The organism is Pseudoduganella umbonata, from assembly GCF_014192225.1.
Classification (GTDB): domain Bacteria; phylum Pseudomonadota; class Gammaproteobacteria; order Burkholderiales; family Burkholderiaceae_D; genus Rugamonas; species Rugamonas umbonata.
Window position 1 is genome coordinate 161,244 of record NZ_JACHXS010000010.1, and the last position, 14,756, is coordinate 175,999.

General features: G+C 61.0%; 9 protein-coding genes. 1 reads left to right on the forward strand and 8 read right to left on the reverse strand.

What is annotated here, in order from left to right; genetic code table 11:
- Window positions 1-7 precede the first annotated feature (7 nt).
- From FHS02_RS23215 to FHS02_RS23240, 6 genes are all read right to left on the reverse strand, one after another.
- Complete coding sequence (locus FHS02_RS23215) at window positions 8-1,222, reverse strand: VanZ family protein (protein WP_137315575.1); 1,215 nt, start codon at window positions 1,220-1,222, stop codon at window positions 8-10.
- 9 nt (window positions 1,223-1,231) lie between these two features.
- Entirely contained in the window at window positions 1,232-2,602 is a 1,371-nt protein-coding gene (prsR, locus tag FHS02_RS23220) for a PEP-CTERM-box response regulator transcription factor (RefSeq protein WP_137315574.1), read from the reverse strand.
- A gap of 51 nt (window positions 2,603-2,653) precedes the next feature.
- Window positions 2,654-4,684, reverse strand: a complete 2,031-nt coding sequence (prsK, locus tag FHS02_RS23225; protein ID WP_137315573.1) for an XrtA/PEP-CTERM system histidine kinase PrsK — start codon at window positions 4,682-4,684, stop codon at window positions 2,654-2,656.
- Window positions 4,685-4,718: 34 nt separating this feature from the next.
- On the reverse strand, window positions 4,719-6,122 hold the full coding sequence (locus FHS02_RS23230; RefSeq protein WP_137315572.1) for a TIGR03013 family XrtA/PEP-CTERM system glycosyltransferase: 1,404 nt from the start codon (window positions 6,120-6,122) through the stop codon (window positions 4,719-4,721).
- Between the two features lie 69 nt (window positions 6,123-6,191).
- Entirely contained in the window at window positions 6,192-7,238 is a 1,047-nt protein-coding gene (locus FHS02_RS23235; protein WP_137315571.1) for an SDR family oxidoreductase, read from the reverse strand.
- Window positions 7,239-7,256: 18 nt separating this feature from the next.
- The gene (locus FHS02_RS23240) at window positions 7,257-8,546 is read right to left on the reverse strand and encodes a nucleotide sugar dehydrogenase (protein ID WP_137315570.1); all 1,290 of its coding nucleotides are present in this window, start codon (window positions 8,544-8,546) and stop codon (window positions 7,257-7,259) included.
- A gap of 554 nt (window positions 8,547-9,100) precedes the next feature.
- On the opposite strand from FHS02_RS23240, the gene prsT reads away from it, so the two are divergent.
- Window positions 9,101-11,866: an XrtA/PEP-CTERM system TPR-repeat protein PrsT gene (gene prsT, locus FHS02_RS23245; protein ID WP_137315569.1), complete on the forward strand. Its 2,766-nt coding sequence runs from the start codon at window positions 9,101-9,103 to the stop codon at window positions 11,864-11,866.
- A 79-nt stretch (window positions 11,867-11,945) separates the two neighbouring features.
- On the opposite strand, the gene FHS02_RS23250 is transcribed toward prsT, so the two are convergent.
- On the reverse strand, window positions 11,946-13,445 hold the full coding sequence (locus FHS02_RS23250; RefSeq protein ID WP_175424883.1) for an FAD-binding oxidoreductase: 1,500 nt from the start codon (window positions 13,443-13,445) through the stop codon (window positions 11,946-11,948).
- A 244-nt stretch (window positions 13,446-13,689) separates the two neighbouring features.
- On the reverse strand, window positions 13,690-14,640 hold the full coding sequence (locus tag FHS02_RS23255) for an EDSAP-1 family PEP-CTERM protein (protein ID WP_137315567.1): 951 nt from the start codon (window positions 14,638-14,640) through the stop codon (window positions 13,690-13,692).
- Between the last annotated feature and the right edge of the window lie 116 nt (window positions 14,641-14,756).

Consider the following 14,756-nt stretch of genomic DNA (forward strand, 5'->3'; position numbering starts at 1 on the left):
GCGTGCGTCACCCATGGCTGGGTGCGGGATGCCTTCCTGGCCCGGCAGCAGGCGCATGACGCACCCGCACGCACCATGGAATGACCCAGCCGACGCAGGCGAGGACGACCTGGGTAATGTCGCCATACCTGCCCGGTAATGATTGCTGCAACCACTCCAGCATGAACATGCCCAGCGCCAGCACCGCCGTACCGATCACGGCACCGGCATCCTGCCGGTGAAACGGCAGCGCCTGCCGCAGCAGGCAGGCCATCGCCATCGGCGGCCACAGGAATTCCAGGATGTTCTCGAGCCCGGAAAGGTCATTCATCTGCCCTTCGAACGGTACCCAGTTGAATGACGTCTGGAGCACCTGGGCATCGCCGGGCAACAGTTCGTAGATCGCCAGCCCGGCGGCCAGCAGGGCTACGCCGGCCATTGCCAACACGTTCGGCCGCAGGCGACGCAACACCGCCAGCGCCAGCAATGCCAGTGCTACCGCCGCGAGCATTTCCAGCGACAGCACACGCCCAACCACCAGCATCTTCCAGCCGCAAACAAAGCCCGCCAGCAGCAAATACAGCCGTAGTGGCGGCCGGCCGGCATGCAGCAGGGTGCACAGCAAAATGCCGAGCGCCACCTGGTAGCACCATAACGTGGCCAACTTGCCCCAGCTGAACCAGTAGGGCTCCATCATGGAGCGGTACAGGTAACCCAGCTTGCTGCGTAACTGGGCGATGTCGAGCGACGGCACGAGTGGCGTGGTTTGCGAAAGCACCCACAAGGCAATGACGATCAAGCCCGTACTGGCCAGCGGACCCGGGCGGAACCAGCTGTCGCGCAGACGCAGGAATGTGGCGCCCGGCATCGTATGGCGGCTGACCAGCGCTCCGAGTAACCCGCCGATGACGCTGCCACCGAAGTTCATCGCCACGTCGACCAGTGACGGTACGCGCGAAGGCAGGTACTGCTGGACGGTCTCGATGCCAAGGCTGAGCGCGGTACCGGTAATGGCAGCCAGCAGCAACCCTACCGCGAACGGCAAGCGGCGGCCGCACCAGGCAACCACCAGCAGGCCGAACGGCATGTAGACCAGCACGTTCTGGATGACGTCGCCCTTGTCCAGGTACGTCGGCAGGGAATGCAGGAACGTGAGCGGCGGTGCCAGCGGCTCACCCCACGCAAATGGATACCAGCTGCCGTAGACCAGCAGCCCTGCATACAACAACAACAGGAAACCCATCGGTACCCGTCAGGCCGAGGCTACCGTGGGGCGGATCGCATGCCTGTCCATCAGGTCGTACAGCGTCGGGCGGCTGACCCCCAGCAGTTCGGAAGCCTTCACGATATTGCCTTCGACCCGCGCGAGTGCCTTGACGATCGCCTTGTACTCGGCCTCGTCGCGCACCTGGCGCAGGTTCAGCGGCTCGTCGTCGACCGGACCGATCCCCAGGCCGAGATCGTCGGCCGTGATCGCCGGACCGTCCGCCATGATCACCGCACGCTTGATGCAGTTTTCCATTTCGCGCACATTGCCCGGCCACGCATGGCGGGCGATCTGCGCCAGCGCATCGGGGCCGAAATGCAGCATTGCCCGCCCTTCCTGCGTGCAGAAACGATTCTTGAAATGCTGGGCCAGCAGCACCGCATCGCCATTCCGGTCGCGCAGCGGCGGGATCGTCAGAACGATCTCGGACAGGCGGTAATACAGATCCTCGCGGAACTTGCCGTTGGCGGCCAGCGCCTTCAGGTTCTGGTGCGTGGCGCAGATGATGCGCACGTCGACCGGAATTTCCTCGTGGCCGCCGACGCGCTCGATGACCCGCTCCTGCAGGAACCGCAACAATTTCGCTTGCAACGCCATCGGCAGATCGCCGACCTCATCAAGGAAGAACGTGCCGCCGTTGGCCAACTCCACCTTGCCCTTGGTTTGCTTGGCAGCGCCGGTGAATGCCCCCTTCTCATAGCCGAACAGCTCCGATTCGAGCAGCGTTTCAGGAATCGCCGCGCAATTGATGGCCATGAAGCGTTCCTTGGCACGCGGCGAAAGCTGGTGCAGCGCGCGCGCCATCACTTCCTTGCCGGTGCCGCTTTCGCCCAGCACCATCACCGTGGCAGAACTGGGAGCCACCTTCTCGATGTTGCGACACACCTTCAACATGCCGGGGTCGCGGCTGATCACTCCCGACAACGGCGAATCGGCCTGCCCCTGCTGCAATCGGCGTTGTTCCTGTTGCAGGCCGTGCAGCACGAAGGCGCGCTGGATCACCAGGTTGAGCAAATCCGGCTCGCACGGTTTCTGGTGAAAGTCATAGGCGCCCATGGCAATGGCCTTGACAGCGTGTCCGCGGTCCTGGTTGCCGGTGAGAACAATCACCTTCGTGTCCGGCAGCAGTCCCAGCATCTGTTCCAGTGTAGCCAGCCCTTCGGTGGCGCCGTCCGGATCGGGCGGCAGGCCCAGGTCCATCGTCACCACGGCAGGTTCGTGCCGGCGCAACTGCGCCAGCGCGGCTTCTCGATCGCCGGCAACCACCACGTCATAGGCGTCCAGGCTCCAGCGCAGCTGTTTCTGCAGGCCGGGATCATCTTCGATGATCAACAGCTTCGGTTTGGTTTGCGTCACAACAGTCCTCTTGCCGGACACCCGGCTTTATCTCCGACTCAGCTACTGATATCAGGCGGCGGCGCCCATGGCGTCAGCACCGTACAGCGGCAGGGTCACCGTAAACGTGGTGCCTTGCCCCGGTTCGCTGCGCACGTCCAGCTGGCCGCCCAGTTCATGAATATATTCCCGGCTTTCAAAGGCGCCGATGCCCATGCCAGCCGACTTGGTCGAGTCGAATGGCTTGAACAGGCGCTCGCGTACGAACTCGTCGTCCATGCCCTGCCCTGTATCACCGATTTCGACGATGACCGCGTTGTCGCTACCATCGACGCGCACCCATACCCGGCCGTCCCGCGGGGTTGCCTCGATCGCGTTCTGGATCAAATGCCCCAGCACACGCTCCAGGCGCTCACCATCGGCCAGAACGCGCAAGCCTGGCCGGCCTATGTGCAATGCCGGCTTCGGCTCGAATGCCGCCTTCAGCGCCAAGGCTCCCGTCAGTACCTGGTCCACGGCGAGAGGGCGCGCATGCTCGGCTGTGGCGGTGCGGCTCAGCTTCTGCAGCATCAGTTTCATCTTTTGCACCGAATAGCTTACCGTATCCTGCATGTCGCGCTGGAATTCGGGATTGTCGCGATGCTTTTCCGCATTCGCCGTCAGCAGCGACAACTGCGCGACGAGGTTTTTCAGGTCGTGCACGACGAATGTCGACAAGCGGTTGAACGAATCGAACTGCCGCGCCAGCATCAGCGCATTGTCGGCCTCCTGTTGCGCCAGGTAGCTGGCTGCCTGCGTGCCGGCCACTTTCAACAAGTCCAATATCTCCCAGTTCAGCGCGACAGGGCTGCGCGGCTGTTGCAGCACGGTGAAGCCGAACAACCTGCCATGCAACATCAGTGGTACTACCAGCCAGGCGCGCGGAAAGGAGCGCAGCCATTCAGGCAGCGATGGTTCGCCCGTCACCCGCTCATCCAGGTCGACCACCCACTGTTTCTGTTCTATGAAGCGGCAAAACGGCGAATCGGCGGGCTCGCTGGCCGCGGGTGGCGCCGTATGCCAATGCGCGGCCGGCTCGCAGCGCGCGTCACGCCGTATCCACAGCGCGCCGCCCGGGCTTTCCACGAGCGCCGCGAGTGCCTGGATCGTGCGTTCGCCAAGGCCGGGGCCCGGGTGCGACAGCGTACGCGTAAAGCTCAGCCACTCATCACGATAATCGTAGTTATAGCGGTAGAAATGCTTGCTGATGAAAACCTTCAGCCAGGCCCGGAAGCTACCCGAGAAGAGAATCCCCACCAACAGGATCGAAGCGCCGAACAGGAACACGAGTTGCATCAGCGAGCCCCAACTGCCCCCCACGAAACGCAGGTAGTACGCGGCCGAACTCATCGCCAGCAGATAGATCGCGGAACCAATCAGCGCCGCCGAATGGAACAGCATCCGGCGTGACACGGCCAGGTGGCCGGTCCAGGAAGCACTACGTACCAGCGACAATGCCAACAGTGGCGCGGTCAACGCATTTACCACGCCCCGCGCGGTCCACAAATCGCGGTTCAGATCGCGGAACAGCAGCATATCGCTGTACATATAGAAGTCGAAGGCAAAGATGCTGCCCAGGCCAAGGCAGGCGAACTTGATGGCCCAGCGGCTTTGTGTGCCCGCATTACGGTACAGTTGCTCGATCAGCAGCATGCCCATGACCGCTGCGCCGACGCGGCCGATCACGGTCAGCTGGAACCGCAGTCCGGCAGGCAGGGCCGGCTCGGCCACCGTGGCGACCAGCAGCAACAGGTACAAGGCGCCGGCAAACGTCAGCATGCCGCTACGGCGTGACCCGGCTGAACGCAACTGGCCCAGCATCGAAAACAGCACTGTTGTCCAGGTGGCGTTGCGCAGCAGCTCAGCCAGTTCGGCCGCGAGTTCGGGCACGATCGCGTAAGCCAGACCAACCATCGCTGCGCTCCACGACACCATCGTGGCGCATGCGACAGCAAACAGGCGGGTATGCGGCCGGCCGCGCCAGCATGTCAACAGCGGCACGCACAAGAGCGCAAACGCCAGCGCGGCGCTGGCATAGCTGAAAGAAGCGGTACTGACCGGCATCAGGACTCCGCGCGGCCGCGCAGCCCGGGGCCGCTCAGCGGCCTCCCCGGAACATGACGACCTTGAAGGTGTCGATCAACACCAGCACGTCGAGCAGCAGGCTGTTGTTCTTGACGTAGTACAGGTCGTATTGAAGTTTTTGCACTGCGTCCTCGACCGAATCGCCGTAGCCATAGCGCACTTGTGCCCAGCCCGTAATGCCGGGTTTAATGCTATGCCGCACGTTGTAGTAGGGTACGCGCTCGGTCAACTGCTCAACGAAATACGGCCGCTCGGGCCTCGGGCCGACAAAGCTCATCTCGCCCTTCAACACATTCAGGATCTGCGGCAGTTCGTCGATCCGCAGCTTGCGGATAATATTGCCGATACGGGTCACGCGTGGATCGTTCTTCGCTGCCCACTGCGGCTTGCCGCCCGACTCTGCATTGGTGAACATGCTACGGAACTTCAGCACGCGGAACACATTGCCGTTTTTGCCGACCCGCTCCTGCGAATAAAAAATCGGTGCTCGGTCTTCGATGTAGATCGCCAGTGCCGTTATCAGCATCACCGGGAGCGACACCACCAGCAACAGCAGGCTTGCGGCAACGTCGAAGCTGCGCTTCATGAAGGTACGCACCCAGCTCTGGTCGAAGCCTCCACCGAATACCAGCCAGCTCGGCTGCACGGAATCCACACGGATCTGGCACGTTTCACGTTCAAAGAACGTGGTCGAATCGGTGACGTTGATGCCGTACAGCTTGCAATCGAGCAGCTCCTTGATGGGGAACGTGCCACCACGCCGGTTTTGCACGGATACGACAATCTCGCTGACGCGATGCTGCCGTGCCAGCTGTACCAGCGATTTGCCATGATCCAGTGCCAGAAGGCGTTCGCGCGGTACGGTAATGTCTTCGCCGGGAACCGATACATAACCGGCTACGTGGTACTTGTGATAGCTGCCGCTGCGCGTTACCAGCTCACCGCATTCCTTGGCCAATTGACCGCAGCCCACAAAGATGATGCGCGACTCGAGGATCGAAAGCTCCGAACTTTTCAGGAATACCATACGCGCCAGCACGATGCCGGTGCCGGAAATGCAGAACACCAGGATCAAAATGCCGCGGCCGAAATACAGGTCCGGTGCCAGATAGAACACCAGCGTAAGGATGCAGAAGCCCATCGCGAACGAAGGCATCAGCTGAAGGAAAAACGGGTTGCGCAAGCCTTCGCTGACCTTGACCTGGTACATGCCCAGTGCGCTCATCGAAAACACGATGGCGGCCGCAAACACGCAGGCCGACATGAAGAAATGATCGAGCTTTGGCAGCACGAATTCGTCGCCGTCGAATATCCTCAACCCGGCACCGGCATAGAAAGAACCGATGAGGATCAGGACCTCCAGGAACAACAGGCTGAACACTACCTTGGATATGTAGTGGTTGGAAATTCTCAACATTTTTACCCCCCAGGGCGTACACCTAGTTCTTATTCCCGTACCGTCGGCCGCGGCTTGTGGAACTACTTTTCAGCTGGCGCTAGCCAGGTGTTGCACGTACCAATCCATTGCTTCCCTGAGCCCGGCGCCGATGTCATGCGTCGGCGCATAGCCCAGTGATTCACGCGCCCGGGTAATATCGGCCTGCGAATGGCGCACGTCGCCGGCCCTGAAGTTCTTGTATTGCGGTTGTGCGTCCTGCAGGTGGGGAAAACGTTCCTGCAGCAGTTCGCGCATCATGTGGTACAGCTCGTTGAGGCTCGTGCGCTCATTCAGCGCCACGTTGTAGACGGTATTGATTGCAGTCGACGCGGTGGCCAGCGCAGCGAGCAGATTGGCCTGCACAACGTTGTCGATGAAGCAGAAGTCGCGGCTGGTTTCGCCATCCCCGTTGATGAAAACAGGCCGGTTGCCGATCATCGCCGCCACCCACTGCGGGATTACCGCGGCGTATGCGCCTTGCGGATCCTGCCGTGGACCGAACACGTTGAAGTAGCGCAGGCCGATAGCCTCGACACCGTAGCAGCGTGCGAATACGTCGGCATACAGCTCGTTGACGTACTTCGTCACGGCATATGGCGACAGCGGCTTGCCGATCCGGTCTTCCATCTTCGGCAGGCCCGGATGATCGCCATAGGTGGAACTGGAGGCGGCATACACGAAGCGTTTTACCTTGGCGTCGCGCGCCGCTACCAGCATATTCACGAAGCCGTTCACGTTCACATCGTGCGTGCGCTTGGGATCCTCGATCGAGCGGGTGACGGAACCAAGTGCCGCTTCATGCAGCACGAAGTCGATACCCTCGCAGGCGCGGGCGCACGTATCGGCATCGCGAATATCACCTTCGATGAAATGGAAAGCGGCCCAGCACTGCCCGCCAACGGCCTCGCGCACCTGCTCGAGATTATGTCGGTGGCCGGTGGAGAAATTGTCCAGGCCAGTCACATGCTGGCCGAGTTTCAGCAGCGCCTCGGCCAGGTTGGAGCCAATAAAACCAGCAGCACCTGTCACGAGCCAGCGATATTGCCGGCCGCGAAGGTGTTCCGCCACGTTGTCGAATTCGCTCACGGCGCGCATGCCTTTATCTTCCGGCGTTTACAGGCGCCAGACGGCGTAACCCGCTTCGCGCAGACCTGACAGGGGGAACTGCGATTTGACGTCGATGAAGCAGCCGCAATCGTCCAGCTTCGATGCCAGGTCGGTGAGCGACAGCGCCAGCAGTTCCTTGTGCGAGACAGCGGCCACCACGGCACTTGCGCGGGGCAGCGCTTCCCAGCTTTCCAGCTTGATGCCGTATTCATGCATTGCTTCGTCAGCGTCGGCAACCGGGTCGTACACATGCACGTCAAGACCATACGATTGCAGTTCCGCCACCACATCCGCAACCTTCGAGTTGCGCAGGTCCGGGCAGTTTTCCTTGAACGTCAGTCCCAGTACGTTGACCTTCGCGCCCTTCACGTGGCAGCCGGTGGCGATCAGTTCCTTGACCGTCTTCTCCGCCACGAACTTGGCCATGCCATCGTTGATGCGGCGACCGGCCAGGATCACCTGAGGGTGGTAGCCGAGCATTTCGGCCTTGTGCGTCAGGTAATATGGATCGACGCCGATGCAGTGCCCACCCACCAGGCCCGGACGGAACGGCAGGAAGTTCCACTTCGTTCCAGCGGCTTGCAGCACTTCGAGCGTGTCGATGCCGATCTTGTCGAAGATGATCGCGAGCTCGTTCATCAGTGCGATGTTCAAGTCGCGCTGCGTGTTCTCGATGACTTTCGCCGCTTCGGCTACTTTCACGCTCGAGGCGCGATACACGCCGGCGGTAATGATCGATTCATACAGTTGCGCCACGGTTTCGAGCGTGGCCGCATCGTCGCCGGAAACCACTTTCAAGATGGTGGTCAGCGTGTGCTGCTTGTCCCCTGGATTGATCCGCTCCGGCGAGAAACCGATGTGGAAATCTTCCTTCCACTTGAGACCGGACTGCTTTTCAAGGATCGGGATGCATACTTCCTCGGTAGCGCCGGGATAGACGGTGGATTCGTAGACAACGATCGCGCCGCGCTTCATGTGCTTGCCGACACTCGTGGAGGCACCGATCAAGGGACCGAAATCCGGAGTGTGGGCGATGTCCACCGGCGTTGGCACGGCGACCACGATATAGTCGGCCTGCGCCAGCGCCGCAGGGTCTGTCGTCACCGTCAGGTGGCGGGCTGCCTTCAGCTCGTCCGTCGAGACTTCTCCGGTGGGATCGACGAAGCGCCTGTAATTCTCGACCTTCGTTTCCGACAGGTCAAAGCCGATCGTCGTAAGCTTTTTTCCGAACTCTACTGCCAGGGGCAAGCCCACATAGCCAAGCCCCACTACTGCAACGATTTGATCGTTTTCCATATCGGGTTCCGTCCGAGAATTACAATTTGTGTTTATGCCAACTATATATCAAAATTTTAATGTGTGCAATATTGATAACAAGAAATTTCAGTTGGCGTTCGAGAGCCCAGCGGTCGGTCGCTATCGATAGCGATCATTGTCTACTAGAAATTGCAGGAATGATACGACTAAATTTTACATTGATGGCTCGACCACTCCCAGCGCTAACGCAAGCTCTCGCTGCATGAAGGACCCGATAGTTAAATTGGCAATGCCGGAAAGCATAACCTTATTGACAACTGAGAATGTCAGGAAATTGTCGAACTGACAGTAAAAAAGTCAAAGCGTTGCGCAGGCACATCAGCTAGGTTTTCCCACAGGAAATTACCCGGCAAGTACCCAGCTTCTCGCATCACTTCCAAGCCGATTGACCCTTATCCGACTTGCCTCACGTCGTCAATTGTTGCATATACATAATTTAATTTTGTTAACACGTTTGAGTTTCCGCAGTATATGATCTCCGGTGCTGGCGCCCAGCATGATCGCGCTCGACAGTGCTATCGATAGGATGATCTATGCATTTCAGACTGAACAAAAAGCAAATGGCCGCGGCGCTTGTCGTCGCTCTTTCGGCAATCACAGGCTGCTCGAAGGATGAGTCACCCGAACAGTTGATTGCCCAGGCAAAGCAATATGAAAGCAAGGGCGACAGCAAGGCTGCGATCATCCAGCTCAAGAACGCCTTGCAGGCCAAGCCTGACGACGCCGCTGCCCGGTTAGCGCTGGGACGGCTGTACTTGAAGACTGGCGATCATGCTTCGGCCGAGAAGGAGTTGCGGCGGGCCATGGAGCTGAGCAAGAATCGCGCTGAGGTCCTGCCGGTATTCGCGAAATCCCTCCTCTTGCAAAACAAGTCACAAGAGGTACTCGACGTAACGGCCTCGACGCCCCCCGACGCCACCCTGCTGAGTTTGCGCGGCGACGCGTTCCTCTTGCTGCAAAAGCTGGACGATTCCCGTCAAGCCTTCGATAGTGCATTGAAACTGGAACCGACCAATAGCGATGCACTGAACGGCCTCGCACGCCATGCGCTGATCAAGAACGACGTCGACACCGCTGTTCGCCTGGCGGACAGCGCTATCTCGCACAATCCATCCGACGTGGATGCACTCATGTTCCGCGCCGATCTCGACAAGGCAATGGGCAAGCCGGATGCGGCAAGGGCAACGTACGACAAGGTGCTGAAAGTCAATCCGGATACGGGCGCCGCCTACCTGCAAAAGGCATACCTCGACATCGACCAGAAGAAGTTCGATGCCGCCCGCGCCGACATTGCGGCACTGAGAAAAGTAGCCCCGGGAAATGTGCTGGCATATCACGCACAAGCCCTGCTCGAGTTCACGGAAGGTAAATACAAGGAAGCGCTGGCCAGTATCCAGGGCCTCCTGAAAGTGGCTCCGGACCATATGCCCAGCCAGTTGCTGGCCGGCGCCACCCAGTTCACGCTGGGTTCGCTCCCTCAGGCCGAGCAGCACTTGAAACGATACATCGAGTCGGACCCGGGCAACATTTATGCGCGCAAGATGCTTGCATCGGTCTACGTGGGATTAAACCAGCCACAGGACGCGCTGGCCCAGCTGAAGACAACGCTCGATACCTCCACCGATACCGCGCTGCTCAACATCGGAGGCCGTGCGTACCTGAACCTGAAGCAATACGACAACGCCATTGCCACCTACGAGCGGGCGATCGGACTGAAGCCGGCGGACACGCAGCTGCATGTCGGACTCGGCCTGGCGAAAATGAGCAAGGGGGACAGCACCGGCGCGATAAAGGCCATGCGCAAAGGCCTGGAACTGAGCGCGCCAACTGCGGTCGACGCCGGCATCGTGCTGGGCATGACGCATCTGCAATTGCGCCAGTATTCCGAAGCGCTGGCCGTGATCAACCAGATGGTGCAGCGTGTGCCGAACAGTGCGCTGCTGCATAACCTCAAGGGCGGTGCACTGCTGGGCCTGAACGACCGCGCCGCCGCGCGCGCCGCGTTCGAAAAATCGATGCAGCTGGAACCGTCTTATTTCACGGCGGTCAACAACCTGGCGCGTATGGACATCGCCGACAAGAAACCGGAAGCGGCACGCCAGCGCTACCAGGCATTTGTCGACAAGAATGCCGGCAGCGCTGAATCGATGCTGGCCCTGGCCGACCTCGCACTCGCGGAAAACAAGCAGGCCGACGCCACGAAGTGGCTGGAAAAAGCCCATGCGGCCGAGCCAAAGCTGTCTGGGCCAGCCCTTCGACTGACGCAGCAGTATCTTGCCATCGGCGAAAAACGCAAGGCGCTGACGCTGATCTCCGCCATGCAAGTCGCCGACCCTGAAAACCCGATGCTTCTCGACATGCTGGGCAAGGCACACGCGGCAAACGATAACAAGATTGCCGCGCTGGAAGCCTATGGCCGGCTCGCCGTCGTGAAACCTCGCACGAGCGGCATTACGGCACGGTTGGCTGCAGCGTACGAGGAACTGGGTGAACGCGACCTTGCAGCCGATGTCTTGCGCAAGGCACATACCGAGCGTCCGGATGACGTAGCGATCAAACTGGCACGCATCGCTGTCGAAGTGCGCCGCGGTAATCATGAGCAAGCGATCATGTTCGCGCGTGAAGTGCAGGCCCGTCCGGCCAGCAAGCTTCCCGGATTGATCGTCGAAGCCGAAGTACGCGAAGCACAGCAAAAGCCGGACCTCGCGATTCCGCTCTACCAGCGCGCTTTGCAGGAAAGCAAGGGGTCTTCACCGCTGCGCATCAAGCTGGCCAATGCCTATCGCCAGGCGGGCCGTCCCGACGAAGCGTTGAGATTGGTCCAGCAGTGGCGCAACGAACGGCCGAAGGACAATGCCATCGGCGTCTACCTTGGCGAACTGTATGTCGCGCATAAGAAATACCCTGCCGCGATCGAGACGTTCACGGCCCTGCTGAAAGAGCTGCCCAACAATGGGGTCATCTTGAACAACCTGGCGCTGGCGTACCAGGCCACGGGCGATGCACGGGCGCTGGCAACCGCGGAACAAGCCCTGAAGGCGCTTCCGCAGAGCGGCGCAGCGATGGATACACTCGGCTGGATGCTGGTCGACAAAGGCGACCTTGCCCGCGGCTTGCCATTGCTGAAGAAGGCCAGCGCAGCGGAACCGGGTGCAGCCGACATTCGCTACCATCTTGCCGCCGCGCACGCGCGCAACAACGACAAGGCGGCGGCACGCAAGGAGCTGGAAACCCTGCTGGCCGAGAAAAGCGACGTCGCCCAGGCAGAGCAGGCGCGCGCCCTGCTGAAACAGCTCTGACCGCTCGGCTGCCGGCAACGGTCATGCCGGCGCCATGCCTGCCGGCGGTGTCACCCTCGGCAGCGGGATCCGCGTCCGGTCAGGGGCTGTAGCGACCGGGGGCGATGACGCCGTTCGGGTCGAGCGCTTGCTTGATCGCCCCGACCGCCTGCCAATAAGGATCGACCGGGTCGACAACGCTTTCCATCATGTCCGCGCGGGCGCGGTAAACCTCGAGCTGCCGTGAACGCAGGTAAGCATGCAGCGCATCGGCGGTCGCGCGGGCCGCTGCCGCCTCATCCGCATTGCTGCGGTCGAACAACAGGTTGATCACCGCCACCAGCGACGTGGCGGTTTCGATATTGATCGTCATGTACAGCTCGAACGGCCGGGCTACTTCCTCGAGCTCGCGGACGATCCTCGCCACCAGGGCGCCGTTCATCGGCAAGGCGGGATTGATGAAGATCAGGCCGCAATTTGTCTTGTCGAGCTGCGTGGCCGGCAGGTCGCTGCGGCCATACCGCCACAGCAGATTGTCGATCGCCGCATCGGTGGGCTGGCCGAGCGCCAGCACATGCAGTGGCCGGATCGCGGCGATGGCCGCGGCATTCGTTCGTGCCACGCGGAAAAAGCGCAGCGCGTGCATTACCCGGTAACCCAGGGCCAGCTTTTCCTCGCTCAACACGCGCACTGTCGCGATATCGCCCATCCGCTTGCGCACTTCGGCAAGATTCGCACGCACCTGCGCTGCCGTGCCGGTAACGGCCCCCAGGCTGGTCCAGTCGCCTTTGGCGATCAGCGCCAGCGCTTCCCTGGCTTCCGCAGCGGCTGCTTCAGGCGTGCGGCCGCATTCCTTTTCAAGGTAGGTAGTAATGCCGTACATCAGCGATGCATGGCTGCGCTGGCGGTTGCCGATATGCGTGACGGAGTCCATCACGGCGTCCCGTTTCAGCTCTGCGAGCCGGTCGATGAAGGCCGCAAGGTCCTTGCCGTCGCGCAGTCCGAGCGATACCGCGACGGCCTGCGGGCGCTTGGGGACCAGGCGGAAACAGGCACTCGTCACGATGCCGCAGTTACCCTGGAAAAACAGGCCGTCCAGAATCGGGCCCAGCCCGTAAGGATGGCTGTGCGCCAGCGGCGATGCTTCGCCGAGCCGGCGAAAACCGGTACGCACGAGCTCACCGGTCCCCATGACGACTTCCAGGCCGAACAAGTCTTCCTTGCGCGGACCGAAATAGCCCACGCCGCGGTCCAGCGCATTGCCGATGATGCTGGTCTCGCGTGCCGAACCGGTAGCGTTGAAGGCAAGATCGGGGTGATGCTGTTGCAGCCAGGCATACAGTCCCTGCTGGGTGACGCCGGGCTCGATGACGGCCACCGGATTGCCGCGCGAGATCTCCGCTGCATTGCGGATCGCCGTCATCCGGCTGAGATCGAGTTGGATACAGGTTGGCCGAACGGGAGACGCGCTCCCATAGCCGAAGTTGAGGCCGGTCGAGACGGGGTTGATGGTCCATCCCCGGCGATTGGCAAGCCGGACGATGCGCTGTACCTGGGCGGTGGTGCGCGGCCGCAGGATGCGCCCTCCCGGTTGCGCCAAGCCTGTAACGTTGGAAGTGTCTGCGGTATGTCTTGGCATGATGACCAATCGGGATAGAGGCCATCAGTGTACCTGACCGGGCTCCGCCCAGACCACTCGACATGTGGTCCACACCGGGCGGTTCGGGTAATGGAGGTTACGTGAGGTGTGGCACGCCCAGGCTGTCAAGAGTGCGCCCATGCCGGGCGCACATGAAAAAAGCCCGGGTATACCCGGGCTTGCTGAAGGACTGAATGCCTCGCGATTATTGCAGACGTTTGCGGCGTGCGGTCACACCCATGGCCAGCAGGCCCAGGCCGACCAGCAGCAGCGATTCCGGTTCCGGCACGGCCTGCAGCTGGATCGTCGAGTTCGATGCCTGGTTGATCACCAGGCTGTAGCGGTTATTGGCTACTACACCGATGGTCTGGGAAAGGATCGTGCCTGCGCTGTCATGCAGGGCATTTTCATCAAAGCCCGTGGACTGGAAGCCTTGATTCAGTGCCTCCGGGCTCCAGTTCAGCAGCGTGACACCGGTCGTCAGGTTGCGCAGCGTCAGGTTGAAGGTGATGGCGCCGGAAGCCAACGAATCCTGGTTTGCCGGCAGCAGCGCATCGACGAATGCGCTGACGAACGCATCATAGGTCAGTGCAAATGCCAGGTCAGCCGTGGTACCCGCCACGAAGTCGGTGATGACCGTCACGCCGTTCAGAATCGTGGCATTGGCGCCGCCCGATGCGTTCGGGGTATCGGCCGACGAGTCAGCGCGGGTCAGGCCGTTCGCACCACCAGCCAGTGCGTTGCCCGTGATATTCATGTCGCCCAGCGCGAAGTTACCGACGTTCTGTACGAAGTTCGCGGTCGTGTTGTTCTCGGCCGAACCGCCGTAGATGGCATTGACCGTGCCAGCATCCGGGCCAGCGGCGCGGTATCGCACGTCGACCGCGGCGGTCGTGCCGTCGGTGCGGGTGTCCGTGATACTGGCGTCACCGATCCCGACACCTGGCGAGCCGTTATAGTTCGACGCAGCAGTACCGGTACGCGAATCGCTGGTGATCCGGATCTGGCTGGCGAATGGGCTCGGGGCCCCGGTGATAGGATCCACCACCAGCAACTGGGAAATGGACAGGTCGGCCATGCCCGCCACGCCTGCGAATGCTGGCGTAACGCCGATGGCGGACAGGACGACTGCGGCGAGCACTGATTTGAGTTTCATGATTTCTCCTGGAAATAAGCGGTTGGTCTTGCCTCAATGATATTAAGCATAGACTGTGCCAGACTTGGCCCCGTAATAAAATCAACCACTTATCGCAGCAACTTGTTATTCCAGAA

What these genes read in the sequence shown, in the direction of transcription:
- FHS02_RS23215 (WP_137315575.1), bottom strand. Translation starts at nt 1,222, where the DNA reads ATGGGTTTCCTGTTGTTGTTGTATGCAGGGCTGCTGGTCTACGGCAGC.
- FHS02_RS23235 (WP_137315571.1), bottom strand. Translation starts at nt 7,238, where the DNA reads ATGCGCGCCGTGAGCGAATTCGACAACGTGGCGGAACACCTTCGCGGC.
- prsK (WP_137315573.1), bottom strand. Translation starts at nt 4,684, where the DNA reads ATGCCGGTCAGTACCGCTTCTTTCAGCTATGCCAGCGCCGCGCTGGCG.
- FHS02_RS23230 (WP_137315572.1), bottom strand. Translation starts at nt 6,122, where the DNA reads ATGTTGAGAATTTCCAACCACTACATATCCAAGGTAGTGTTCAGCCTG.
- FHS02_RS23255 (WP_137315567.1), bottom strand. Translation starts at nt 14,640, where the DNA reads ATGAAACTCAAATCAGTGCTCGCCGCAGTCGTCCTGTCCGCCATCGGC.
- FHS02_RS23240 (WP_137315570.1), bottom strand. Translation starts at nt 8,546, where the DNA reads ATGGAAAACGATCAAATCGTTGCAGTAGTGGGGCTTGGCTATGTGGGC.
- prsT (WP_137315569.1), top strand. Translation starts at nt 9,101, where the DNA reads ATGCATTTCAGACTGAACAAAAAGCAAATGGCCGCGGCGCTTGTCGTC.